Annotated in this window: 20 protein-coding genes and 1 tRNA gene; 5 read left to right on the top strand and 16 right to left on the bottom strand. The window is 58.9% G+C overall.

Translation table 11 applies throughout. From position 1 onward, the window contains the following. Positions 1–87: 87 nt before the first annotated feature. The 12 genes from OKB77_RS06805 to OKB77_RS06860 all read right to left on the bottom strand — a co-directional run bounded on the left by OKB77_RS06805 (position 88) and on the right by OKB77_RS06860 (position 12,304). Positions 88–179 (bottom strand) — tRNA-Sec (locus OKB77_RS06805). Positions 180–392: 213 nt separating this feature from the next. Then, on the bottom strand, positions 393–884 hold the full coding sequence (gene hycI / locus OKB77_RS06810) for a hydrogenase maturation peptidase HycI (RefSeq protein WP_270817228.1): 492 nt from the start codon (positions 882–884) through the stop codon (positions 393–395). After that, positions 884–1,297 (bottom strand): formate hydrogenlyase maturation HycH family protein, encoded by a 414-nt coding sequence (locus tag OKB77_RS06815; RefSeq protein ID WP_011706331.1) that lies wholly within the window; start codon positions 1,295–1,297, stop codon positions 884–886. The genes hycI and OKB77_RS06815 overlap by 1 nt, the downstream gene beginning before the upstream one ends. After that, positions 1,290–2,105, bottom strand: coding sequence for an NADH-quinone oxidoreductase subunit B family protein (locus OKB77_RS06820; RefSeq protein ID WP_005333324.1), 816 nt, complete (start codon positions 2,103–2,105; stop codon positions 1,290–1,292). Before OKB77_RS06820 ends, OKB77_RS06815 begins: the two co-directional genes overlap by 8 nt. Next, entirely contained in the window at positions 2,105–2,650 is a 546-nt protein-coding gene (locus OKB77_RS06825) for a formate hydrogenlyase complex iron-sulfur subunit (protein WP_033115866.1), read from the bottom strand. The genes OKB77_RS06820 and OKB77_RS06825 overlap by 1 nt, the downstream gene beginning before the upstream one ends. Positions 2,651–2,659: 9 nt before the next feature. After that, positions 2,660–4,378 carry a hydrogenase large subunit gene (locus OKB77_RS06830; RefSeq protein WP_270817229.1) on the bottom strand — a complete coding sequence of 573 codons (1,719 nt, stop codon included), beginning with the start codon at positions 4,376–4,378 and terminating at the stop codon, positions 2,660–2,662. 80 nt (positions 4,379–4,458) lie between these two features. Beyond that, positions 4,459–5,412, bottom strand: coding sequence for a respiratory chain complex I subunit 1 family protein (locus OKB77_RS06835; protein ID WP_270817230.1), 954 nt, complete (start codon positions 5,410–5,412; stop codon positions 4,459–4,461). 1 nt (position 5,413) lies between these two features. Next, the gene (hyfB, locus tag OKB77_RS06840; protein ID WP_270817231.1) at positions 5,414–7,285 is read right to left on the bottom strand and encodes a hydrogenase 4 subunit B; all 1,872 of its coding nucleotides are present in this window, start codon (positions 7,283–7,285) and stop codon (positions 5,414–5,416) included. Beyond that, positions 7,285–7,950, bottom strand: a complete 666-nt coding sequence (locus OKB77_RS06845; RefSeq protein ID WP_270817232.1) for a 4Fe-4S dicluster domain-containing protein — start codon at positions 7,948–7,950, stop codon at positions 7,285–7,287. Before OKB77_RS06845 ends, hyfB begins: the two co-directional genes overlap by 1 nt. A gap of 489 nt (positions 7,951–8,439) precedes the next feature. After that, on the bottom strand, positions 8,440–10,308 hold the full coding sequence (kup, locus tag OKB77_RS06850) for a low affinity potassium transporter Kup (RefSeq protein ID WP_270817233.1): 1,869 nt from the start codon (positions 10,306–10,308) through the stop codon (positions 8,440–8,442). A gap of 537 nt (positions 10,309–10,845) precedes the next feature. Next, the gene (locus OKB77_RS06855) at positions 10,846–11,265 is read right to left on the bottom strand and encodes a GNAT family N-acetyltransferase (RefSeq protein ID WP_270817234.1); all 420 of its coding nucleotides are present in this window, start codon (positions 11,263–11,265) and stop codon (positions 10,846–10,848) included. A gap of 139 nt (positions 11,266–11,404) precedes the next feature. Next, entirely contained in the window at positions 11,405–12,304 is a 900-nt protein-coding gene (locus tag OKB77_RS06860) for a hypothetical protein (RefSeq protein ID WP_270817235.1), read from the bottom strand. A 566-nt stretch (positions 12,305–12,870) separates the two neighbouring features. Here OKB77_RS06860 and OKB77_RS06865 point away from each other — a divergent pair. From OKB77_RS06865 to fdhD, 5 genes are all read left to right on the top strand, one after another. Continuing rightward, positions 12,871–13,470, top strand: coding sequence for a 4Fe-4S dicluster domain-containing protein (locus OKB77_RS06865; protein WP_236279996.1), 600 nt, complete (start codon positions 12,871–12,873; stop codon positions 13,468–13,470). 46 nt (positions 13,471–13,516) lie between these two features. Next, on the top strand, positions 13,517–15,661 hold the full coding sequence (gene fdhF / locus OKB77_RS06870; RefSeq protein WP_270817237.1) for a formate dehydrogenase subunit alpha: 2,145 nt from the start codon (positions 13,517–13,519) through the stop codon (positions 15,659–15,661). Between the two features lie 96 nt (positions 15,662–15,757). Further along, positions 15,758–16,156 (top strand): hypothetical protein, encoded by a 399-nt coding sequence (locus OKB77_RS06875; protein WP_064337654.1) that lies wholly within the window; start codon positions 15,758–15,760, stop codon positions 16,154–16,156. 416 nt (positions 16,157–16,572) lie between these two features. Beyond that, positions 16,573–18,696 (top strand): sigma 54-interacting transcriptional regulator, encoded by a 2,124-nt coding sequence (locus OKB77_RS06880; protein ID WP_270817239.1) that lies wholly within the window; start codon positions 16,573–16,575, stop codon positions 18,694–18,696. Beyond that, positions 18,693–19,559 (top strand): formate dehydrogenase accessory sulfurtransferase FdhD, encoded by an 867-nt coding sequence (gene fdhD / locus OKB77_RS06885; protein WP_254127540.1) that lies wholly within the window; start codon positions 18,693–18,695, stop codon positions 19,557–19,559. Before OKB77_RS06880 ends, fdhD begins: the two co-directional genes overlap by 4 nt. 104 nt (positions 19,560–19,663) lie before the next feature. Here the strand turns inward: fdhD and asd are convergent, their stop codons facing one another. From asd to OKB77_RS06905, 4 genes are all read right to left on the bottom strand, one after another. Continuing rightward, positions 19,664–20,776, bottom strand: coding sequence for an aspartate-semialdehyde dehydrogenase (asd, locus tag OKB77_RS06890; RefSeq protein WP_040065702.1), 1,113 nt, complete (start codon positions 20,774–20,776; stop codon positions 19,664–19,666). 352 nt (positions 20,777–21,128) lie between these two features. Then, a complete protein-coding gene (locus tag OKB77_RS06895) occupies positions 21,129–22,436 on the bottom strand; it encodes a D-amino acid dehydrogenase (RefSeq protein ID WP_333563155.1) in 1,308 nt (435 codons plus the stop codon). A gap of 156 nt (positions 22,437–22,592) precedes the next feature. Then, positions 22,593–24,113: a cryptochrome/photolyase family protein gene (locus tag OKB77_RS06900; RefSeq protein WP_270817241.1), complete on the bottom strand. Its 1,521-nt coding sequence runs from the start codon at positions 24,111–24,113 to the stop codon at positions 22,593–22,595. Beyond that, positions 24,113–24,277 (bottom strand): DUF2256 domain-containing protein, encoded by a 165-nt coding sequence (locus OKB77_RS06905; RefSeq protein WP_139462686.1) that lies wholly within the window; start codon positions 24,275–24,277, stop codon positions 24,113–24,115. The genes OKB77_RS06900 and OKB77_RS06905 overlap by 1 nt, the downstream gene beginning before the upstream one ends. Between the last annotated feature and the right edge of the window lie 233 nt (positions 24,278–24,510).

Below are 24,510 nucleotides of genomic sequence, written 5' to 3' on the forward strand. Positions count from 1 at the left end.
TATTACTTCAAACATATTGAACAAACAATGGAAATAACATCCAGGCCGAAAAATTCAGCGAGAGAGTATTTGTTCAATAGATAAATTTGGCGGAAGAGGCAGGAATCGAACCTGCCAAAGCCTTCTCGGCTCACATCGGTTTTGAAGACCGAGGAGGCCACCAGACCCCATCAACTTCCGTAACGGTCGCCATTTTGTGGCAAAATTCTGTGACTGGCAACGCTTTTTTTGTCATAAAAAAGCGAGAGTTAGCGATTTTTTGAAAAAATCAAAGAACCTTGTTTTATATCAAGTTCAGCACAATTAGCCCGATGTTTTTAATTTAACATCGGGCCTCGATCACATTGCCGTAACCGTTGGTCAATAACGGTCGTTAACAACTCGATAAATAATCACCGGTTGGCGTTGGCAATATTCCACTGATCCAGTTTATCTATTAACAGACTGGTGTCACTGGCGGCATCAAGATGCTGATAAAGATAATCCATCGCCTCGCTCACCATCTCGGTCATCGGGAAGGAGAACGCCACGATGGCCGGTTGTACCCCGACAAAGATCACCTCGGGGACAAAGGTCTTGAGCTCGTCGATCAGGAAATTGAGTGGCATATTGTGGATCGAGAAGATAAACATCTCGGCGATGGTCTCGGGGGGGATCACCTGCAGGGTTCCCGCCTTCTCGCCGATCTCGGCGGCATCCACCAGCACCACCCGCTCCGGTTGTAGCTCCCGCACCTTGTAGACCACATTTTCCGGCGCGATGCCGCCGTCGATATGGATCCATCCGGGCAGGGGTGCGGCCTGCAGCTTGTCGGCGAGATAGGGGCCGGCACCGTCGTCCCCCATCATGGCATTGCCCACGGTCAACACGAGATTGCAGCCCATCAGCGGCTCCTTACCATCAGGTACATATGGGGGTCGTTAAAGAGGGCAGTGAGCTGATCCATAAAGGTATTGGTCCAGCCCAGCTCCTGCTCATCGAGCAGATTGTCGGCTTTGCGCAGTCGGTCGAAGGCGCAGGCCAGCATATGGCAGTGCTCGCGATAGATGGTGATCTCGCCAAAGGTGAGAAATCCCTCCATCTTGCGGCGCGCTTCACTCCCCTCTGGCAGCTTGGCTACCCAGTCGCGATAACCGGTCAGCGAGCAGACCAGGTCTGCTCGCAGGCAATCGACGATGCCGAGATGGTGGCCGATGGCGAGGCTGTAGTACATCACCTCTTTGGCTTCCTCGGGGACGTCGAACTGCTCGTCGACGAACTTGCGCGAGAGGCGGTAGAAAAAAACCTCGTCAGCCATGTACCGCCTCTCCCTTGCCGGCCGCCCGGTTGAGGCAGGCGTTTGCGAGGTTGTTGACGATCTCCGAGAGGCGCGGATCGTCGTGCTGATCGAGGTAGCTCTGGATGCGCAGATCCACATCCTGCTGGGTCGCCCCTTCAAGCAGGGCCATAAACTCGTCGGCGATGATCCGCCCCTGCCGATAACCGGCCATGCGGCGCGCTTCGCGCTCGATCATCACCCGGATTTCATTGGGGATGCCGGTGTGGCGCAGTTCGACCCGCTCACCCGGTTGCACCTCGTGGCTGGTGGCTTTGAGTTTCTGCTCCAGCAGACCGAGCGCCACGGCAAAGCCGTAGATGGTAGCCGCCGGTGTCGGAGGGCAGCCGGGGATATAGACATCTACCGGCACGATCTTGTCGGTGCCGCCCCAAACGCAGTAGAGGTCGTGGAAGATGCCGCCGTCACAGCCGCAGGCGCCGTAGGCGATGCAGATCTTGGGATCGGGCGCCGCCTCGTAGGCGCGCAGGGCCGGCACCCGCATCGCCCGGGTCACCGCGCCGGTAAAGAGCAGGATGTCGGCGTGGCGGGGGGAGGCGACCACCTTGATGCCGAAACGCTCGGCATCGAACAGCGGGGTGATGGTGGCGAAGATCTCGATCTCGCAGGCGTTGCAGCCGCCGCAATCGACCCGGTAGACATAGGCCGAGCGGCGAATGTCCTTGAGCAGGGTCTTCTTGAGTTTGGTGATCTCGGGATCCTGTGCCAGCGGCACGGCGCGGGTATGGGCATGGCCGACAACCGGTTCTATGCCTTTGATCTTGCTCATCACATCCACTCCTGTTGTGTGGCTATCGGTGTGATCAGGGCCGAGTCAGGCTGGCTCAGCATGCTCTGTTTTCGTTTGCAGTCGGGGCAGTGGTGAAGTCGCTCAGGGGTCGCGAGCGGTGTGCCTGCCTGCTTGAGGGTGTCCTCCACCAGTGCCACCAGCTTGCTCGGGGCAAAGTAGGTGCCGCACAGGGTGCAGGGGGCCAGCGCGAAGCGGGCCTCCTCATAAAGGTCCGCCTTGTTGGTCACCGCCAGTTCGAACTCGGGGGAGAGGGCGATGGCGCGGGTCGGGCAGACCTCCTCGCAGCGGCCGCAGAAGATGCAGCGCGCCATGGAGATCTCCCAGCGCCGTTCGCCGGTCTCCATATCCACTTCCATCACCAGCGCATTGGCCGGGCAGGCCTTGGTGCAGGCGGCGCAGGCGATGCACTGATCCGCCTGATATTTGGGTTTGCCGCGAAAATCCCGGTTCACCTCGTATGGGGCGAAGGGGTACTTGGCGGTCGGGGTGCCAGCCTTGAGGATGGTCTTGAACAGCTTGATCATGATGACCCCTTATTTCAGCGGAGAGTTTCTGCGATCGATGCCGTAGCGCTCGATCTCCTTGTAGGAGACCACGGTGGATTTGCCCTTCTTGGGGTCGACCAGGGTGACCCGGTCGGTACAGGAGTAGCAGGGATCCAGACTGCCGATGATCAGCGGCGCATCCGCCACGGTATTGCCGCGCAGCATGTAGCGCAGAGCAGGCCAGTTGGCGTAGGTGGCGGCGCGGCAGCGCCAGCGGAACAGCTTCTGGTTGTCCCCGGTCATGCTCCAGTGGACGTTCTCGCCGCGGGGCGCTTCGGTAAAGCCCAGCGCAAACTTGCCCGGCTGGTAGGTGAAGCCTTCGGTGAGCAGTGGCCCTTCCGGCAGGTGCTCCAGGCCGAACTCAATCATGTCGAGGGAGTCGTAGAGCTCGTGGATGCGCACCAGCACCCGGGATTGCACATCGCAACCCGCCTTGGTCTGGATCTCCATCGGCAGCTCGCGGTAACCGGCAAAGTCGTGAACCCGGCGCACGTCACGCTTGAAGCCGCTCGCCCGCACCATGGGGCCGACGCAGCTGAAATCGCGGGCAATTTGCGGGTCGAGCTTGCCGATACCGATGAGGCGGGAGGAGATGTTGGCGGTATCCAGCAGCATGGCCACCAGGGGTTTGAGCTCATCACGCAGTTCCCGCACCAGTTGGGCACCCTTGATGCGATCTTCCTTGAAGATGTCGCGGCGTACCCCGCCAATCAGGTTGAGGCCGTAGGTCTTGCGCGCGCCGGTCAGCAGCTCGGCCAGGGTCATGGATTTCTCCCGCACCCGGAAGAACTGCATGAAGCCGGTGTCGAAACCGGTGAAGTGGCTCGACAGGCCGATGTTGAGGATATGGCTGTGCAGGCGCTCCACCTCCAGCAGCACGGCGCGGATCATCTTGGCCCGCTCGGGTACCGGAATACCCATGGCGTTCTCCACCGAGGTGGTGTAGGCGACGCTGTGGGTAAAACCGCAGATGCCGCAGACCCGGTCGGTCAGGAAGGCCACTTCGTTGTAGCCCATGCGGGTTTCGGCCAGCTTCTCCATGCCGCGATGGACATAGAAGAGGCGGTAGTCGGCATCGATGATGTCTTCACCATCGACGAACAGACGGAAGTGGCCCGGTTCGTCGGAGGTGATGTGCAGCGGACCGACCGGCACGATGCGGTTGGCATCACTGCCGAGCTCGTTGACGAAGGGGTAGGTCTCGGTGTCGGTGGTGGGCATCGGGCGCTGACGGTAATCCATGGCGTCTTTGCGCAGGGGGTGGATATCCTCCGGCCAGTCATCCGGCAGTACCAGACGGCGTTCGTCCGGCAGACCGATGGCGCGCAGGCCGTACATGTCGCGGATCTCCCGCTCGCCCCACACCGCCGCCGGAATGGTCGGGGTGATGGAGGGGTACTCCTGGGTATCGGCATCCACCAGCACCTTGACGGTGATCCAGCACTTGGTGTCGCCCTCCATGGAGAAGACGTGGTAGACGGCGAAGTGGCCGTTGAGGCTGCGCTCGTCATTGGCAAAGGATAGCGGAAGCCAGCCCCCCAGCTGATGGAAGATCAGGCTGGCGGTCTCGACCAGACTGGTGGGCTTGACGGTGATGGTGGCCTGATCGGCGGTTTGCCACTCCTCGTCGACGATGGCGTGGGGCAGTTGTGCTCGCACCTGCTGGATGTAGTCGCAGCCGATGCGATCCGAAATGGCGATGGTCATGCAGTTCTCACTTTAATGTTCGGGAATGAGCATTCACAAATGATGAAATCGGAAAAAGTTGCTGTGCTGGCGGGCATGATTCAGATCCCGACCAGATAGGCGAGCAGCGCCAGCAGGGCCAGCCCCAACCCGTAGCGGGTGAGCTTGTGGGTGCGCACGAACTGGGTACGGGCCATGGCGTTTTCGATGATGCCGGCCAGCAAAAAGGCCACCAGCAGCTTGCAGGCGAGGATCAGCGCCGCGCCGATGAGCGCAGGCAGACTCCAGTTGGCCGCCTTGCCGAAGGGGAGGAAAATGACCAGAAAGAGCTGCACCACCACCAGCTGCTTGAGGCCGATGGAGAGCTTGAGCAAGGCCAGCCCCGCACCGGAGTACTCGGTGAGCGGCCCCTCCTGCAGCTCCTGCTCGGCTTCGGCGCAGTCAAAGGGCAGCTTGCCCATCTCGACAAACACCGCGAAGGCGCAGGCGGCACCCGCCAAGAGGGTAGCGATGGGAGCGGCCAGTGGCTGGGTCGCTACATAGTTGCTGATATTGCCCAGATCCGAGCTGCCCACCATCATCGCCATGATGAAGCAGGCGAGCACCAGAATGGGCTCCACCAGAATGCCGAGAGTCAGCTCGCGGCGGGCACCAATACCTGCAAACATGCTGCCGCTGTCGAGCCCCGAGAGGGAGAAGAAGAAGCGGAAGATGGCGAACAGATAGATATCGGTGATGAGATCCCCGGCGATGGGGAAGGGGGACTCATGAGTCAGGGTCGGCAGCGCCATCCCCACCAGCAAGAGGGCGGCGATGAGCAGCGTAGGCATCAGGTTGAAGATGATGCCGGCAGGCTCGGGGGTCACCTCCTGACGGCGCAGGAGCTTGGCGATATCCCGGTAATCCTGCAGCAGGCCCGGCCCCTGACGGGAGTGCATCTTGGCCCGCAGCACCCGGTTGAAACCGGTGGCGAGCGGCGCCAGCGCCAGCATGGCGATGGCCTGGGTCAGGGCGAGGGCAACCATGCCCCAGCTCGGCATTTCAAGAACAGGCATATCAGACTCCTACAGCCATCAGGATAAAGAGCGCCAGCACAATGGCGTGTAGCAGCCAGCCGGTCATTCCGCTGGTATCGCTCACCCCGTGCAGGGCGGTGGCCAGATCGAGCTGCGGCTGCTTGCGATAGAGCGGCGCGCAGAGTTGGCGCAAGGTGTGGGTGACACCGCCCGAGGTGAGGCTCATGCGCTCCTCGTAGGCGTAACCACAGGCCCACGGGGTGCCGGCGTGACGACGACCCAGCTTGGGCCCCTTGAAGATGGCCAGTACCAGCAGCGGAATGAGGAACAGCCCCAGCAAGGTGATGGCGATAACGGGCGGGGAGAGGATCGCCTGGCTGCTATCCAGCGGCAGCAGGGTGGCGCCAGTGGCCACGTTCATTTGGCCGCTGACCAAGGCTTGGCCATAGCTGGCGATATGGGGGGCAATCCAGGGGGCGCCCAGACCCAGCACCAGACAGACGGCGGCCAGCAGCAGGGTGCCTGCCACCATGGCGCCCGGCACTTCGCGGGCGTGACTCGCTTTCTCGCTGCGCGGGGCGCCGCAGAAGCAGATGCCGTACACCTTGACGAAACACATCACCGCCATGGCGCCGGTCACCGCCAGCATCACTACCGCGAGCGGCGCAACGACAGAGGTGCCGAGTTTGGTCATGGAGAGCAGGGATTGATAGATAAACCACTCGCTGACAAAGCCGTTGAGCGGCGGCAGCGCCGAGATGGCCATGGCGCCGATGAGGAACGCCAGCGCGGTCCAGGGCATCAGCTTGGCGAGCCCCCCCATCTTGTCCATATCGCGGGTGTGCAGACGGAACATCACCGAGCCGGTACCCATAAAGAGCAGGCTCTTGAAGATGGCGTGGTTGAGCAGGTGATAGAGGGCACCGAGCAGCCCCAGCAACACCAGCGCCGGCTGCTGGTTGGCGATGCCGACCATGCCGATCCCCATCCCCATCAGGATGATGCCGATGTTCTCCACCGTGTGGTAGGCGAGCAGCCGCTTGAGGTCATGCTCGGCCAGCGCAAACAGTACCCCGAGCACTGCCGAGCAGGCGCCGAAGATCAGCACCACATAGCCCCACCAGAGCTGGCTGGCGCCGAGAAAATCGATGCTGACCCGCAAGATGCCAAAGAGGCCCAGCTTCACCATCACGCCGGACATCAGCGCCGAGATATGGGACGGCGCAACGGGCTCGGCCACCGGCAGCCAGCCGTGCAGCGGCACGAAACCGGCGCGCAGGCCAAAGCCGCAGAAGCTGAGCAGGAACACCAGAGAGGCCAAAGCGCCCGCCAGATGGTGCTCGCGCAGTGCAGCGAACTCCAGCGAGCCGCTTTCGCGGCAGAGCAGCCAGAAGGCGATCAGCACCAGCGCCATGCCGATATGGTTCATCACCAGATAGAGACGGCTCTGTTTGGCAGCATCCGGGTTGGTCTTGACCAGCCAGTAGGTGGTGAGGGTCACCAGCTCGTAGCAGAGCAAGAAACCGAGCGCGTTGTCGGCCAGTACCATGCCCACCATGGCAAAGAGGAAGAGGTTCATCAGCGCGCCGATGGCCACATCCCCCTTGCCCTGATACTCGCGGATATAGGCAAAGGAGTAGAGGGCGACGGCGACGCCGACGGTGCTAATCACCAGCAGCATCAGCGCGGAGAGCATATCGAGGTGCACCGAGCCCAGCAGCCAGAGCTGGCCGTCGATGGGGGCGCCTTGGGCAAAGATCTGGATGGCGGCGACCAGACCCGCGAGTGACCCCAACAGGGCAAAGCCGCTATTGAGGCGGTTGGCCAGTGCGGGCAGCTTTTGCAGGAGCAAACCGGCGGCAGCACCCAGCAAAAAGAGCAGGAGCGTGGCCATAACAAAGGGGGACAACATCAGCGAACTCCCTCAGTGGTGGATAAATCGGATGCAGGGAGCGCCGTGGCTGGCGCCGAGAAGGCAGAGGCCCCTTGCGGGTTGGTATCGGCCGCTTGCTGGCGACGGATACGGGCGGCGCGTTCGGTGTCGCCGTCATTGACCAGCTTCAGCGCCTGGGAGGGGCAGGCACCGACACAGGCCGGGCCATCGGTGCGAAACTCGCACAGGTCGCACTTGACGGCGATGCTGCGCACCCCCGGTTCCCAGCTCAGCAGATCCTCGCCAAAGCAGCGCAGGCCGGCGGAGGTGGAGGGGTTGCTGGATCGGATGGAGCAGGGGATATAGGTGTCGTAACTGGTGGACACGGCCACCGGACGGCTGCCGCCGCTCTGGATGGCGCCAAAGGGGCAGGCCACGGCGCAGAGATTGCAGCCGATGCAGAGGGACTCGTTGAGTTGCACGCAATCGCCGGTCTGGCGAATGGCCTCGACCGGGCACACCTTGATGCAGGGGGCATCGTCACAGTGACGGCACTGAACCGGCATGGTCGCCTGCTCGTGTCGCATAACGGTTAAACGGGGGGCTTGCTGCAAACCTTGCGCCTTGTGTACCTCGCTGCAGGCCGCCATACAGGTGCCACAGCCGATACAAAGCTTGGGGTCAGCGATAACGAAGCGGTTCATAGCCTACCTTGTCGTGTCGCGAACGGAGAAAGTAGGGGCAGGTTGGCAAGATACGGGCCAGAATGGTTTTTGCAGTAAAATTGATTTTAAGTGTCTGTTTTTAAATAAATAAAAATATTTACATGGTTGAGTGAAAGGGCTGGTATGGCTGTCGAACTGTGACGTTCGTCACTTGTGACGAAGCCGCCGGGAGGGTTCGTCACCTTGGAAAACGCAGCATAAGTAGGGTGCAAAGAACGCAGTGAATTGCACCGCTATCAAAATATGTTCGTGGTGCACGGCGCTGCGCTTGTTGCACCCTACGGCTGTTGTGTGAGGGGAAATGAGCTGGTTCGATTTGCCGTGGTTTGCTCCCTTCTCCCCTTGCGGGAGAAGGGCTGGGGATGAGGGGCCGGTAATGGGGGTTAACGGAAACAAGAGAGGGAGGCCAATGCCTCCCTCTCTATTTGCTGACGTTTTTTATGCCATCAAGAGGCCATCAACCCGCCATCAGATATCCACCTGGGATCCAAGTTCGATGACCCGGTTGGGCGGGATCTCGAACTGATCCGGGGCGCGCAGGGCGTTGCGCTGCAGCAGCATAAAGAGCTTGCCGCGCAGATAGAGATACCAGGGGCGGTCTTTCATGATGAGCGACTCGTGGGCCATAAAGAACGAGGTCTCCATCATCCGGCAGCTCAGCCCCTCGGCGTTGCAGCGGTGGAAGATCTCCTCCACGTTCGGGGTCTCGCGCCAACCGTAGCTTGCCACCACCCGCCAGAAGGTAGGGGAGAGCTGCTCGATGCAGACCCGGCGCACATTGTGGACGTAGGGCATATCCTCCACCCGCAGGGTGAGCAGGATGATCCGCTCGTGCAGCACCTTGTTGTGCTTGAGGTTATGGAGCAGCGCATGAGGGATCACATTGACCACCCGCGACATATAGACCGCAGTGCCGGCCACCCGGGTCGGCGGGGATTTCTCCAGCGAGGCGATCATCGGCTCAAGGGAGTTGCCGTGCTCGTTCAGGCGGCGAATAAGCTGGAAACGCTCGCTCTTCCAGCTGGTCATCACGGTGAACATCACCGCGCCCAGGGTGAGCGGCAGCCAGCCGCCGGAGAAGATCTTGGCGAGGTTGGCGGCAAACAGCGGCACGTCGATACAGAGCAGCGCGGCAAACAGGATAGCCACCAGATACTTGTTCCAGTACCAGCTGTTCTTGGCCACCGAGCAGGAGAGGATGGAGGTGAGCACCATGGTGCCGGTCACGGCGATGCCGTAGGCCGCCGCCAGATTGCTGGAGTGCTCGAAGCTCATGATGACGATCACCACCGAGATATAGAGCATCCAGTTGATGACCGGAATATAGATCTGGCCGGACTCCTGCTCGGAGGTATGAACGATGCGAATGGGGGAGAGATAACCGAGCCGCACCGCCTGACGGGTCAGCGAAAAGACCCCGGAGATCACCGCCTGCGAGGCGATCACCGTCGCCATGGTTGCCAGCAGCAGCAGCGGCACCAACGCCCATTTCGGCGCGAGCAGGAAGAAGGGGTTGGCAATGGCGGCGGGGTTGCTTAGCAGCAGCGCACCCTGACCGAAGTAGTTGAGCACCAGCGAGGGCAGCACCACGATAAACCAGGCGAGGCGAATTGGATTTTTGCCAAAGTGGCCCATATCCGCGTAGAGCGCCTCCACCCCGGTGATGGCCAGCACCACGGCGCCGAGGGCAAAGAAGGAGGTGGTCTGGTACTGGATAAAGAAGCGCACCGCCCAGATGGGGTTGAGCGCCCCCAGCACCTCGGGGTTGTGGATGATGCCGCGCAGCCCCAGCACCGCCAGCGTCATAAACCAGATCAGCATGATGGGGGCAAACAGCTTGCCCACCATGGCGGTGCCATGTTTCTGGATGGCAAACAGCAGGGTCAGCACCAGCACCGAGAGAGTGACGATATAGGGGTCGAGGGCGGGGGTGAGAATGCTCAGACCCTCGATGGCCGACATCACCGACATCGCCGGAGTGATCACCACCTCGCCATAGAAGAAGCTGCCGCCAATCAGGCCGAGGATGATCAGCAGCGGTGTCCAGCGGGTGGAGGCGTTGCGGGTTGCCAGCGACATCAGGGTGAGAATGCCACCCTCACCGGCGTTGTCGGCCCGCATCACAAAGGAGAGGTACTTGACCGACACCACCAGGATCAGCAGCCAGAAGATCAGCGAGAGAAAGCCGAGAATGGAGGCCGGCTCGACGCCGAACCCGAATTGACCTGACAGGCACTCGCGCAAGGTATAGAGCGGGCTGGTGCCGATATCGCCATAGACTACGCCAATCGCCGCCAGCATAACGCCGGACATGGCTTGTTGTTTATCACAGTTCATGAGTTCATCTTGTCAGTTTGATGTTTACACGTTTGCCAACGCACAGCTGCCCGACCTACCAAGAGAGTCGTGATATTTAATCGGGAGAAAATTAATGGATTGCGATGGGAAAGGGCGCTAACGGAATAGTGATCTGCTTGTCATGGAACACAGTCTGTTCATCTGTCATTAAGCTTATAATGACACACACTCTGCAGGACTATGCTCAGTTATAAATAATCAAAAGTTCAATTTGAGTAAGAGAATTAATTATCCGGTGATTGAAATATAACGCGGTAATGCAGGCAACTGTTTGTTTTATCTAGCGAAGTGGTTTGGCTACTCTCTTTTACCAAAATGGATAATAAATAGACGACAAAGTAATCACTAATTAAATGCTGGCAGGATGGCAAAGGGGAGAGCGTTGGGTAGCAATGGAGTCTTTATTTGCTAAAGGAGAAAAATGTAGGGTGCAATGAACGAAGTGAATTGCACCAAGTATTAAAAGAGGCAAGAGGTGCAATGCGCTGCGCTTATTGCACCCTACGGTAATTATTATTATCCATGATAGTGCTTCAATAAAAAGTAGCGGTCAGGACTATTTTTTACGCCGCTCACTTTACCGACTATTTTAAATCCCATTTTTTCATAAAATTTGGGTGCCTGAAATGAGAGAGTGTCGACTTGAGCTGCAATACAGCCTCGTTTTTGTGCCTCACGTTCAGCAATCTCCATTAATTGAATGCCGAGCCCCTGTCCTCTCTTGTCATTGTGTACCCAAAGCACTTCGATCAACAGTTGATGATAAATAGTTCGTCCGGCAATGCCACCGACAACTTCGTCATTATCATCATGAATGGCAATAATTAAAGGTTGGGAGCGTTCCTCACCCATTTTATCAAAGTTAAATTGTCTAAGGTTATCAACAAGTACATTGAAGATGTCATCTTTATGTTCATTATGGATTTTTATATTCATCAAATCTTACTCCATTAAAATATAATCGTAGGGTGCAATGAACGAAGTGAATTGCACCAAATATTGAAAGAAGCAAAAGGTGCAATGCGCTGCGCTTATTGCACCCTACGGCACTAATTTAAAATGTGATAATAAGAGATCAAGTTTCAGTAGTGTTGGTATCAACTACTTCAATTGCTTTCCTGTCTTCAATTCTAGCCATTGATTCTCTCTCAAACTTAAGAGCTTCGGTGCGATCACCTAGATACCTTGGTAGGTTGCCCAAAGCCATAAAACCACCTAGATGTTGTTCATGGTGACCGATTATTAGTCCCCCATAACAATTGTGTGCATGACAACCACTAATTAAAGTAGAGTTGTTTGTGATTAATATGTTTTGAGGTCTAACCAATATCTCTACACCATTTTTTAAAAATCTTCCACGATTAACAATTACTTTGTTCGGAGGTTTGAAGTCTATTTCAATCAGTATCTTTCGGTGCGCCTCACGAATCGATAGTTTTGTACCTATTAACTGTATGTCCCAAGGGGTTGTTGAGTAATATAGTTGATTGTTTTTTATATGAAGAACTGGTGCATTAAATTCATCGAAAATAACTAGATTTAGAAGTAGATGACCATCCGCCATGATAAGGCCAATCAAGGGAGTACCATCAACACTAATAGGTACCATTGCGGTTCCATACCCTTGGTCATTACATGTAAAGCTGTTTCCACCTATTTCAATTTCAGCTGTTTTTCCGGAAAAATGTAAGCTGTAGGGTTTAGATACACCCTTACGAAGATTAAATGGATTTTGATTTGCATCACGTACTACTTGTTTTGGGAGTAGGCCACCTGTTTTTTCTCTGTGGTGTTGATCACACAATAAAGTTATCTCTTCAGCTACATGGCGTTTGACGTTAGCCCATTCCTCCATGTGCTCATATTCATACAATGGCATTCCGCAGATAACACAACCGAAGCCACAACGCTGTCTAACTTCTCGTTGAATTGGAAGAGGTATATTTCGACTATTTAAATCTTGTTCTTTAGTCATACAGATTCCTATTTTAAGCTAACAATTATTTAAATGGAGAGTACCAATACTGTAACTTGGTATTATAAAAATTGTTTTCGTAGCCATCCCTCAATCTCCCCAAGTTTCAGTCATCAGTCTATTTTTGAATCCATGAGATTGTGTTGCGTATCTGCATGAAATGATCCCCCCAACGAAGCTGGTTGCCAACTGAAGCATGCTATCCAATCGGGTAGGGGGTAAAAAGGGCAATCGGCGCATAATCTGTTCAGGATCAACAAATTAGTCATTGATTGGGTGTTGCTTGAGCAATTAAGTTGAAAGGGTAGGGTGAAATACCTTAGTCAGCCGGTGTCGAGCTCGTCACTTTTGTCGTGTCGATCACACTTCCCACCCCGTCGTCACCCTCGTCAGAGGTGGCAATCAGCACGTTCTTCTTGCTGATTACTCCTTTATTTTCAGTTGGTTGTGAATTTTTATCGCGCCATTCTCCCGTTTTGGTCTGATAAATGCTTTGTGGGGGGCTGGCCGCCTCTTTGCCTGTCGGCGGGCGGCCCGGTGTAACGAACCATTTAGGATCCCTCTCTATGAACAGCTTCGTGATTGCAGATCCCAGTCTCTGTATTGGGTGTCGTACCTGTGAGGTGGCCTGCGCCGTTTCACACCAGTCAGGGTCTTGCAGCGGGACCCTTGAGCGGGAGGGCGGCCTGCATCTTGCCATCGAGGATGGACATCTGGTCTCCAGGGACAGCTACTTTCAGCCGCGCCTGAAGGTGATCGTGGGCAGCAAGGTGACCACGCCGGTGCTCTGCCGCCAGTGTGAAGACAAGCCGTGCGCCATGGCCTGCCCGAACAATGCCATCGTCAGCGAGGATGGCTGCGTCAAGGTGTTGCAGGAGCGCTGCATCGGCTGCAAGTCCTGCGTGGTGGCCTGTCCTTACGGCGCCATGGCGGTGGTGCTCAAAGAGGTGCCCCCGGCTGTGGATTCGCTCTTCAAGCGTCCGCAGACCAAGGCGCAGGCGCTCAAGTGCGATCTCTGCCGTCACCGCGAGGCGGGCCCGGCCTGTGTCGAGGTGTGTCCGACCCAGGCGCTGCGGCTGGTCACGCCGGAGCATCTTGAAAACCTGAACCGGCAGAAACAGCTGGCCAGTGCCGAGGCACTGCTGGCGATGCCGGCGCGGGTGTGAGCGGGCTTGCCGAGCCGTTTTTCGTTAACAAACAAGAGTGTGAGTCATGAAAAAAGTCATTACCGTGTGCCCCTATTGCGGCACCGGTTGCAAAATCAACCTGCTGGTTGAAAACGACAAGGTGGTGGGGGCCGAAGGCGCCAACGGCCGGACCAACGAGGGGCAGCTCTGCCTCAAGGGCTATTACGGTTGGGATTTTTTGAACGACACCAACCTGCTGACCCCCCGTCTCAAGAGCCCGATGATCCGCCGCGAGCGCGGTGGCAAATTCGAGGCTGTCTCCTGGGATGAGGCGATCGAGTTCGCCAGCAGCCGTCTCTCTGCCATCAAGGCGAAATATGGCCCGGACGCCATCATGACCACCGGCTCTGCCCGTGGCCCCGGCAATGAAGCCAACTATGTGATGCAGAAATTTGCCCGTGCGGTGATTGGGACGAACAACGTCGACCACTGCGCGAGGGTGTGACACGCACCCTCAGTCTCCGGTCTGGAGACAACTGTAGGTAACGGCGCCATGAGCAACGCCATTCCCGAAATTCAAGAGACCAAGTGCCTGCTGGTGTTTGGTTACAACGCTGCTGACTCTCACCCCATCGTCGCCCGCCATATCCTCAAGGCGAAGGCAAACGGGGCCAAGGTGATTGTGTGTGATCCCCGTATGGTGGAGACCGCCCGCATCGCCGATCAGTGGCTGCCGCTCAAAAACGGTTCCAACATGGCGCTGGTTAACGCTTTCGCCAACGTGTTGATCAATGAAGGGCTCTACAACAAGGCATTTGTCGCCAACTACACCGAAGGGTTCGAGACCTTCAAGGCGACGGTGGCCAAGTACACCCCGGAATATGTGGAGGGGATCACTGGTCTGAAAGCCGCCGATATCCGCGCCGCCATTCGCACCTACGCCGAGTCGCCTGCTTCCATGATCCTGTGGGGCATGGGGGTGACCCAGTACGGTCAGGCGGTGGACGTGGTCAAGGGGCTCGCGGGTCTGGCGCTGCTGACCGGCAACTTTGGTCGCCGCGGTACCGGTTGCGGGCCGGTACGTGGTCAGAACAACGTGCAGGGCACCTGTGACATGGGGATGCTGCCGCACCAGTTCCCGGGTTATCAGTCGGTGGCCGATCCCGCCATCAGCGCCAAGTTTGCCAAGGCGTGGGGCGTGGAGTCGCTCTCCCAAAAGCCCGGCTATCGCCTGACGGAGCTTGGCCACAAGGTGGAGGAGGGCAAGTGCAAGGCCTTCTACATCTTCGGTGAAGATCCGGCTCAGACCGAAGCTGACTTGGCTCAGTTCCGCCGCACTTTGGCGGGGATGGAGCTGGTGATCGTGCAGGATATCTTCATGACCCAGACCGCCGAGATGGCCGACGTCATTCTGCCCGCCACCAGTTGGGGCGAGCACGAAGGGGTCTACAGCTCGGCAGATCGCGGCTTCCAGCGCTTCTACAAGGCGGTGACGCCCCCCGAGAACGTGAAGCCGGACTGGGCCATCTTCTCCTTGATGGCGACAGCCATGGGTTATCCCATGGAGTACCACAACACCGAAGAGATCTGGGACGAGATGCGTGCGCTCTGCCCGCTCTATGCCGGGGTCAGCTACGACAAGATGGCCGATCTCAAGAGCGTGCAGTGGCCTTGCCCGACCGAGGATCACCCGGGCACCAGCACCCTGTTCGAGGGGAACGTGTTCACCACCCCGAGCGGCAAGGGCCAGCTGATCGCTTCCGAGTGGCGGCCGCCGCTGGAGCAGCCCTGTGCCGAGTACCCGCTGGTGCTCTCCACCGTGCGCGAGGTGGGTCACTACTCCTGCCGCTCCATGACCGGCAACTGCTCGGCGCTGCAGACCCTGGCCGATGAGCCGGGCTATGTGCAGATCCACCCGAGCGATGCCAAAAAGCTTGGGGTGAAGGATCAGGCGCTGGTCTGGATCTCGTCGCGCCGTGGCAAGGTGATCACCCGGGCCAACTACAACGACCGGGTCAACGCCGGGGTGGTCTACATGACCTACCAGTGGTGGATCGGGGCCTGCAACGAGCTCACCATCGAGCACGTCGATCCCGTCTCCCACACGCCGGAGTACAAGTACTGCGCGGTGAAGATCGAGCGCATCGACAATCAGCCTGAGGCGGAAGTGTACGTCCAGACTGAATACAGCGCGCTCAAGGCGAAATTGCGCAGCGCAGCCAAGGGCTGATCGCCCTAAAAAAGAGGTTCTGCACAAATAAGGGAACCCGACTCGGATTTATCGAGTCGGGCACCCTTTTATTACCCAAAAAAAGGGGAGTAAATGATGCAACATGAAATTGGTCGCTTATTCGGACTTTTCTATATTGGCACCTATCTGGCGGCGATATTGCTGGGAATAGGTTGCTATATTTGGCGCGACGAGATGATATTTCTGCTTGGCTTCGGTTTTTTCGGCTGTTTTATGGCGGCACGGCTTGCCATGAGCAGCGTATTTTCTGCCTTGAGCATTTCCAGTGCCTGGCTGATCGGGTTTATCTCCACCACCTTGATCAACGGCCTGCTGCTGGGGGTGATCACCCTGCTGATCTACCTCACGCACCAGAGCGTCACCGCCGAGCTTGCCGACAACGCCAGCTGGCTGCTGATGGCCTTCCAGAGCTTGTCGGCCCTCTTTATCTTCGGTGGCCTGAAGTGCTGCCATAGCCGGATCATCACCTCATAAACTGCCGATGGATGGGTTGCAAACGCCATCTCGAATTCCGCAGTCAGCGAAGAGGAGAGGCAGATCTGACAGTTGACGGCGGCCCACTTTTCGGGCGCCTTAATTGAGATCAAGAACTGATGAAATAACCGGTTAAATATGGCCATCAGATATATTAAATCGGATTGTAATGAAATTTGAGCTCATCTATGATGAGTCGCCATTCCAATATATCCCCCGATAACGATGTTACTTTTTGTTGTCGTTCGTTAATAACAACTCTGGAATTGCAACATGCGACAATTTTCGTCATCGCTTTTCTTATTGGCAGCCGCTTTTACGGGCTGCGGCTATTTATTTTGGTGACGGATGCTTGTCGTGATGCGATGGCATGGACAGCCTGACTGGTGACTAAATCGATATAACGTGAGGCCGCAATGCTAAATGTGAGTGCCATCCCCCTGGACGAGATCTCTCCCATCTGGGACGACGGTTTCCTCCTGCTCTCCAAATCCCTCCTGTCGGCCGTGACGCTCGATGATTTTATCCACAAACTCAACAAGATAGATGCCAGCTTCGGCGGCGTGACCCGGGTCAACCTGATCCTCAACATGGGTGCGGACGAGGAGGCCATTTTCTACTTCATGGGACATTCCGGCCCAAAGCATCTGGTCTGCCCCAAGGCAGAGCTGCACCTCTCCCCCCGTCCTACCAAAGAGACCTCGGAACAGGCCATCATTCTCGCTGCCGCCCGCTTTGAGAATCGCTGCCCGGCTCTGGACGACGAAGGGGTCTACGGGGGGCTGCGCTCCTACTGCCAGCTCCCCATCACCACCGCCCGCAGCCACTTGGGTGGAGTCGAGTTTATCAACACCCAGCTCGACAGCTTCACCATGGAGACCCTTGCCAAACTGACCCAGCTGGCGGCCATTATCGCCATTGCGCTGGAGAACGTGCTCGACAAGGAGCGCACCCTGGAGCAGGCCAACTCCCTGCGCCTTGAGCGCGACAGCTGCAAAATTCTGGTGGATGTGACCAACGCGGTGATCAAACTGGTGCGCATCGCCGAGCTGCCCAAGAGTCTGTTTGCCATCCTGCACCACCACTTCGGCATCAGCAGCTTGTGTCTGGCGGAGTACAACGCCACCTCCGACAGCTTCAAAAGCTATCTGGTCAATCAGCACCAGAGCGAGCAGCCGGGCATCATCGATCACTCCTGTTTCGAAAAGAAGTGCCTGCAGGGGGCCCTTGGCCACAGCGAGCCGTTTTTTGTCTATCGCGAACATGGTCACGGTTGCAGCAATCGCTGCCGCTTTACCTCCCAGATCCTGCCGCCCGAGGCCGACAGCTCCTGCATTTTGCCGCTGCGCTATCGGGGCAACCTGCTGGGGGTGTTGATCCTCTCGCACCCCAACGCCGACTTCTTTGCCGATATCGATATCTCTCTGCTGGAGCAGGTGGCGGCACGCACCGCCATTGCCATGAACAACGTGCAGGCCCAGCAGGAGATCTCCAACACCACGGGGGCCCGCGAGAAGACCATTCGCATCAACGAGCCGCAGATGCAGGGGGAGTTCCCCCACATCATCTACCAGAGCGCGGTGATGGAGAGCGTGCTGGAGAAGGTGCGGCTGGTGGCCGAGAGCGACAGCACGGTGCTGATCCTCGGCGAGACCGGTACCGGCAAGGAGCTGATCGCCCAGGCCATTCACGCCCTGAGTGCCCGCCACGACCACGAGATGGTAAAGGTGAACTGCGCCGCCATCCCCACCGGCCTTATCGAGAGCGATCTGTTTGGCCACGAGAAGGGGGCCTTTACCGGTGCCCTGACCCAGCGTATCGGCCGCTTCGAGCGGGCCCACAAGGGCACCCTGTTCCTCGACGAAGTGGGGGATATGCCGCTGGACTTGCAGCCCAAACTCTTGCGGGTATTGCAGGAGCACGAGCTGGAGCGGGTCGGCAACAGCAACCCAATAGCGGTGGATGTGCGGCTGGTGGCCGCCACCAACTGCGATCTGCTCTCCATGGTCAAGAACAAGCGCTTTCGAAGCGATCTCTACTACCGCCTCAATGTCTTTCCCATCGAGCTGCCGCCGCTGCGCGAGGATATTCCGCTGCTGGTCAACTTCTTCATCAAGAAGATTGCCAAGCGGATGCGCCGCACCATCACCTCGATCCCCGCCGATGCCATGAAAATGCTGGTGTCACTCCCATGGTACGGCAATATCCGCGAGCTGGAGAACGTCATCGAGCGCGCCGTGGTGATGACCCGCGGCCATGTGCTCAACCTCTCGCCCGATGAGCTGATGCCACTCAAGGGTTATCACAAGATTGAGACCCTGGTGTATGACGAGCCCGCCACGCCGCTCTTTGCCGAGGAGGGGCCGACCGATGAGCGCGAGGCGATCATCGCGGCCCTGCGCGACTGCAACGGCATCGTGGCTGGCGAGCGGGGGGCAGCCAACCGCCTCGGTATGAAGCGCACCACCTTGCTTTCGAAAATGAAGCGGCTCGGTATTTCAGCCCGAGATCCCGAGATCATTGACGGGGTCGCACCATGAGAGAGGCCATAGAGCTTGAGGCGCGGAGCGAGCTTAGCGAGCAGAGAGAACAGAGCGAACAGAACGAACTGGCCCGCTGCGCCATCCATCGCGAGGTGGTGCACTACCGCGCCGATGCGCTGACCTGCGACAGCGAAATGGCGCTCCCCTCCGAGACGCCGGTGGCGCTGGTCTACAACGGCATCGCCCACAGCGTGATGATGTGCTCGGCCTCCGATCTGGAGGATTTCGCCATCGGGTTTTCGCTATCCGAGGGGATCATCGACAGCCTGCTCGATATCCACGATATCGAGCAGATCGACGGCTGTCAGGGGATTGAGCTGCATATCACGTTGGCCAATCGCTGCGTCCATCGCCTCAAAGAGAAGCGGCGCACCATGGCGGGGCGCACCGGTTGCGGCATCTGTGGCAGCGAGAGTCTGGAGCAGGTGATCCGCACCCAACCAAGCTTGCCCGACAGCCAGCGTCTGGCGGTAGGGCATATCGACAAGGTGCTGAGCGCGCTGCGCCCGCTCCAGCTGCTGGGCCAGCGCACCGGCGCCACCCATGCGGCGGTGCATCTGGACGGGGAAGGCAACATTCTCGCCATTCGCGAGGATGTGGGGCGCCATATTGCGCTGGACAAGCTGGTGGGTCATCTGCAACGCAGCGGTCGGCGGGATGGCGCCATTCTGGTGACCAGCCGCGCCAGCTTCGAGATGGTGCAAAAGTGCGCCAGCGCCGGGGTGGAGATCTTGCTCGCCATCTCCGCCGCCACCGAACTGGCGGTCGAGCGGGCCGAGCAGACCGGGCTCACCCTGGTGGGTTTTTGCCGCCCCGGGCGGGCCGAGATCTACAGCGGCTGTCAGCGCATTCTGCTTTAAGTGACTGCAAGAGTGAGAGCCTGCTAAAGGGCTTATAAAAACTGGCAATAAAAAGGGCGGGGAGTGTGACTCCCCGCCCTTGTTGTATCTGCTGCTGTGGCGGATTAGCGCGCCAGCAGGATACGCAGCATGCGGCGCAGCGGCTCGGCGGCACCCCACAGCAGCTGGTCACCCACGGTAAAGGCAGCCAGATACTCAGGGCCCATATTGAGTTTGCGCAGACGACCCACCGGAATGCTGAGGGTGCCGGTAACGGCAGCCGGAGTCAGCTCTCGAGCGGTGATATCGCGATCGTTGGGGATCACTTTTACCCAGTCGTTGTGGGCAGCCAGCAGCGCTTCGATCTCCGCCAGCGGCACATCTTTTTTCAGCTTGATGGTGAAGGCCTGGCTGTGGCAGCGCAGGGCGCCGATCCGCACGCACAGACCATCCACCGGAATAACGGCGTTTTCGATACCCAAAATCTTGTTGGTCTCTGCCTGACCCTTCCACTCTTCACGGCTCTGGCCGTTGTCGAGCTTGGTGTCGATCCAGGGGATAAGGCCACCGGCCAGCGGCACGCCGAAGTTGTCTACCGGCAGGGTGCCGGAGCGGGTCTTCTCGGTGATCTTGCGCTCGATGTCGAGGATGGCGGAGGCGGGGTCGGCCAGCTCGACCGCCACTTCATCCCGCAGCATCCCCATCTGGGTAACCAGCTCGCGCATATGGCGGGCACCGCCACCGGAGGCAGCCTGATAGGTAGCCACGCTCACCCACTCCACCAGATCGGCCTTGAACAGGCCACCGAGGGCCAGCAGCATCAGGCTGACGGTGCAGTTGCCGCCGACGAAGGTCTTGATGCCATCGTTCAGGGCCTGCTCGATGACATCGCCGTTGACCGGATCCAGAATGATGACGGCATCTTTCTCCATCCGCAGGGAGGAGGCGGCGTCAATCCAGTAACCCTGCCAGCCGGCGGCTTTCAGGCGCGGATAGACATCCTTGGTGTAGTCGCCGCCTTGCGCTGTGATGATGATATCCTGCCTGGCCAGCGCCTCGATATCGAAGGCGTCCTGCAGAGTACCGGCATCGACGCCGAAGTTGGGAGCGGCCTCACCGGCCTGGGAGGTGGTGAAGAATGTGGGTTGAATATGGGCGAAATCCTGCTCTTCCTGCATCCGGCTCATCAGAACCGATCCCACCATGCCACGCCAACCGACCAAACCTACTTTTTTCATAATGTCCTACCCTGGATTGCTGCTAAAGAAACTTGGGATGACACCCGTAACCGCTTGTCTGGCGACGCCTGTTTACAAGCGGTTTACAGGCCATTTAAAAAATATGCGCTGCGAAAAATGCGTCTATCCACATTACGGATTGTGGCGGCTTGCGCAAGTCGAATTGCGCAATATTCTGTGCCGTTTGCTGCATTAACCGGCAGCCAGAGCACCGCTCAGGCAGACGGGGAGGGAGAAGGTCAACATCAGACGAAAAGGCCACCGTTTTTGGCGGTGGCCTGTCAATAAAGCGGTTGAGAACGTCCTCTGCTGGGCGTAGTTGGCGAGTGAAACAGCCCGACGGCTTAGGTGCTTAGCCGTAACGAGCCAGAGTGAGCCCCTCATCGCTGATGGCGGGCTCGCTGCCGTTGATAAGATCGCACAGAAGCTGACCCGAACCGGCTGCCATGGTCCAGCCCAGGGTGCCGTGGCCGGTATTGAGCCAGAGACTGGGAATGGGGCTCGGCCCCACCAGCGGGGTGCCGTCCGGTGTCATGGGGCGCAGGCCGGTCCAAAACTCGGCTTGGCTGATATCGCCCCCCTCGGGGAAGAGATCGCCGACCACCATCGCCAATGTGTCGTGGCGCCTCGGATTCAAGGCGAGGTTGTAGCCCGACAGCTCCGCCATGCCGCCGACCCGGATCCGCTCGTCAAAACGGGTGATGGCCACCTTGTAGGTCTCGTCGAGCACGGTGCTGCGCGGCGCGGCCTCGGCGTTGATCATCGGCAGGGTGAGGGAGTAGCCCTTGACCGGATAGACCGGCAGCTCCAGCCCGAGCGGGCGCAGCAGCGGCCGCAAAAAACCGGTGGCATAGCTGCCGAGCGCACAGACGATGGCATCGGCGCGATAACGCTGCTCGCCCGCCCGCACCGCCACGGCGCGGCCGCGGGCTTGCTCAATCTCGTCGATGTCGCAGTTGAAGACGAACTTGACCCCGAGCTTCTCGGCTTCAAGGGCAAGGGCCTTGGTGAAGCGGAAGCAGTCGCCGGTCTCGTCGCCGGGCAGGCGCAGGCCGCCGACGATTTTGCCGCGCACCCGCGCCAGCGCAGGCTCTGCCGCCTCGCAGCCGCTGGCATCCAGCGACTGGTAAGGGACGCCATACTCCTCCAGCACCTCGATATCGCGCTGACTGGCATCGAGTTGGGATTGGCTGCGAAACAGTTGCAGTGTGCCGAGCTGGCGCCCTTCGTAATCGATGCTCAACTCGTCGCGCAGCTGCTTCATGCAGTCGCGGCTGTATTCGGCCAGACGCACCATGCGCCCCTTGTTGGTGGCATAGGCGGTCGGGGTGCAGTTGGCGAGCATTCTGAGCATCCAGCGTAGCTGGAAGGGGTCGGCAGTGGGGCGCACGGTGAAGGGGGCATGCTTTTGCAGCATCCACTTGGCGGCCTTGAGGGGAATGCCGGGGGCCGCCCAGGGGGCCGCATAACCCGGGGATATCTGCCCGGCGTTGGCATGGCTGGTTTCAAGGGCGACGCCACCTTGTCGCTCCAGCAGGGTTACTTTGTGACCCGCTTTGGCCAGATACCAGGCGCTGGTTACCCCAATCACGCCGCCACCGAGAACCACTATCTCCATATCGTCTTTCCTTGACTGATCTCCTGATGTGGCCACCACCATAATCAGCCGCCACAGGATATTCAACCGCTCTAAGCAGGATTGGGATCTCCGTCTGCTTGTCTGTCACATGCTGGTGTTTGGTGCGATGGTGAGCCTGATTGCCAGCGTAAATCGCTGTGCTGCTGTCAGGGGTATGTGTCAGGGGGCATGGCCCGCTTACAACTGCTCCAGCTGGATCAGGTAGTGCTCCGCCGTCGCCAGAATGGCCTGCTGCTGTTCGGCGGCTTGGCCATCCCAGTTGGCATAGGGGAGGGCGAGGCGGGGATTGCCGCCCAGTTTGTCCCGGTTGCGCCAAAGAAAGTGCCAGTAGAGGCTGTTAAAGGGGCAACTCCCGTCGCCGTGGCGGGCTTTGACCTGATAGTGGCACCCCTTGCAGTAGTAGCCCATTCGCTCGAGATAGGCGCCGCTACTGGCGTAGGGCTTGCTGCCCATCAGGCCGCCATCGGCAAACTGGCTCATGCCGCGGGTGTTGGGCAGCTCCACCCATTCGATGGCATCCACATAGATGCCGAGATACCACTGATCCACCTCGTCAGGATCAAGCCCTGCCAGCAGGGCAAAGTTGCCGGTCACCATCAGCCGCTGGATATGGTGGGCGTAGCCATGCTCAAGAGACTGGCGAATGGCGTGACGCACGCAGGCCATCCTGGTTTCGCCACTCCAGAAGAAACCGGGCAGCGGCCGGTTGGCCCCGAGAAAATTGGTCTGCTGGTAGTCGGGCATCTTCTCCCAGTAGAGGGCGCGGACAAACTCGCGCCAGCCGAGGATCTGGCGGATAAACCCCTCCACCTGCGCCAACGTGATGGTGGCCTGATTGGCCTGCCAGTGGGATTCGGCGGCGCGGATCACCTCAAGCGGATGAAGCATCTTGCTGTTGAGTGAAAACGACAGACGGCTGTGAAACAGGCTCCAGCCCCGCTCGCTCAGGGCATCCTGATAGCGGCCAAAGTGCGGCAGGCAGTGCGCCAGAAAATGGGCCAGCAGCTCGCGACTCTGGCGTCTTGTGATAGGCCACGGCAGTTGGCTGGCATCCGCCTCGCCTATGGTACTGACCCCGTGACGGGTCAGCATGGCATCAATCTCGCTCACCTCGTTGGCAAAGGTGAGGGGTGCCGGGATCGGCTGGCTCGCCGGCAGTTTGGCGCGGTTCTCGTCATCAAAGTTCCAGCGCCCGCCGAGGGGTTGGCCGCGCTCATCGAGCAGCACTTGATATTGCTTTCGCAGGGCGCGGTAGAAGAACTCCATCCGGCTGTGAGGATACCGCTGCCAGCCATCGCGGGGGGTGAGAAAATGTTCGCTCTCCACCTCGGTAGCAGGGATGGCAAGGCCCGCCGCCCAGCTTTTCAACTGGCTGGCGAGGCGCCACTCGTCCGGGCTCTGCCAGGCAAAGCTATCGGCCTGATGCGCCGCGATTTGGGCTGCCAGCAGGCTGGGCAAGTCGGGCCAGTGGGCGCTCTCATCGAGAGTCAGGTAACAGACGCGGTGGCCTGCTTTCCTGAGTGCCGCCGCGAAGGCGCGCATGGCGGCAAAGAAGGCCAACACCTTCTGACGATGGTGGTGGCAGTAGTCGGTCTCTTGGCGCAGCTCTGCCATCAGGTAGCAAACCGCCGGATCCGGGGTGCGAAACCAGCTGTGAGCGGCATTCAGCTGATCGCCGAGAACAAGACGCAGCTCCATCAGACTCGCTCCCCCTCAGGTTGCTGGCTGCTGTGACGAGCGTGGCGACAACGCTCGCTGCAGTAGCGAACCTCCTCCCAACTGCGTGCCCACTTGCGGCGCCAGCTGAAGGGGCGCAGGCAGACGGGGCAGATCTTCTCGGGCAGATGGGGTTTGCGATGCATGATGGCTTCCGGCCTTGGCTGATGGGGGATGTGGCGTGTGGGTAGGGAGAATAACGAACCGGGGGCGCGGGCGGATCAACCTCACTGCCAGTTTGCCGCGCAGATGCCCACTTTGTGAGCGGGCGCACAGCCCGTCGGTGCGCCCCTTGTTTGCCAATTAACCAGCCGTTAACGTGGCGAGGCTGCCCGCTGGCAGCACCCATCAATGGATCTTGTTGGCCACCGACTGTCTA

Origin of the sequence: Aeromonas sp. Y318-3 (assembly GCF_027706185.1) — a bacterium.
Taxonomy (GTDB): Bacteria; Pseudomonadota; Gammaproteobacteria; order Enterobacterales; family Aeromonadaceae; genus Aeromonas; species Aeromonas veronii.

Coding starts and splice junctions, on each gene's coding strand:
- OKB77_RS06825 (WP_033115866.1), bottom strand. CDS start 2,650: ATGATCAAGCTGTTCAAGACCATCCTCAAGGCTGGCACCCCGACCGCC.
- kup (WP_270817233.1), bottom strand. CDS start 10,308: ATGAACTGTGATAAACAACAAGCCATGTCCGGCGTTATGCTGGCGGCG.
- hycI (WP_270817228.1), bottom strand. CDS start 884: ATGGGCTGCAATCTCGTGTTGACCGTGGGCAATGCCATGATGGGGGAC.
- OKB77_RS06835 (WP_270817230.1), bottom strand. CDS start 5,412: ATGCCTGTTCTTGAAATGCCGAGCTGGGGCATGGTTGCCCTCGCCCTG.
- OKB77_RS06880 (WP_270817239.1), top strand. CDS start 16,573: ATGCTAAATGTGAGTGCCATCCCCCTGGACGAGATCTCTCCCATCTGG.
- OKB77_RS06895 (WP_333563155.1), bottom strand. CDS start 22,436: ATGGTGGTGGCCACATCAGGAGATCAGTCAAGGAAAGACGATATGGAG.
- OKB77_RS06865 (WP_236279996.1), top strand. CDS start 12,871: ATGAACAGCTTCGTGATTGCAGATCCCAGTCTCTGTATTGGGTGTCGT.
- OKB77_RS06900 (WP_270817241.1), bottom strand. CDS start 24,113: ATGGAGCTGCGTCTTGTTCTCGGCGATCAGCTGAATGCCGCTCACAGC.
- OKB77_RS06860 (WP_270817235.1), bottom strand. CDS start 12,304: ATGACTAAAGAACAAGATTTAAATAGTCGAAATATACCTCTTCCAATT.
- OKB77_RS06875 (WP_064337654.1), top strand. CDS start 15,758: ATGCAACATGAAATTGGTCGCTTATTCGGACTTTTCTATATTGGCACC.
- asd (WP_040065702.1), bottom strand. CDS start 20,776: ATGAAAAAAGTAGGTTTGGTCGGTTGGCGTGGCATGGTGGGATCGGTT.
- OKB77_RS06855 (WP_270817234.1), bottom strand. CDS start 11,265: ATGAATATAAAAATCCATAATGAACATAAAGATGACATCTTCAATGTA.
- OKB77_RS06845 (WP_270817232.1), bottom strand. CDS start 7,950: ATGAACCGCTTCGTTATCGCTGACCCCAAGCTTTGTATCGGCTGTGGC.
- OKB77_RS06820 (WP_005333324.1), bottom strand. CDS start 2,105: ATGAGCAAGATCAAAGGCATAGAACCGGTTGTCGGCCATGCCCATACC.
- OKB77_RS06815 (WP_011706331.1), bottom strand. CDS start 1,297: ATGGCTGACGAGGTTTTTTTCTACCGCCTCTCGCGCAAGTTCGTCGAC.
- OKB77_RS06830 (WP_270817229.1), bottom strand. CDS start 4,378: ATGACCATCGCCATTTCGGATCGCATCGGCTGCGACTACATCCAGCAG.
- fdhD (WP_254127540.1), top strand. CDS start 18,693: ATGAGAGAGGCCATAGAGCTTGAGGCGCGGAGCGAGCTTAGCGAGCAG.
- OKB77_RS06905 (WP_139462686.1), bottom strand. CDS start 24,277: ATGCATCGCAAACCCCATCTGCCCGAGAAGATCTGCCCCGTCTGCCTG.
- hyfB (WP_270817231.1), bottom strand. CDS start 7,285: ATGTTGTCCCCCTTTGTTATGGCCACGCTCCTGCTCTTTTTGCTGGGT.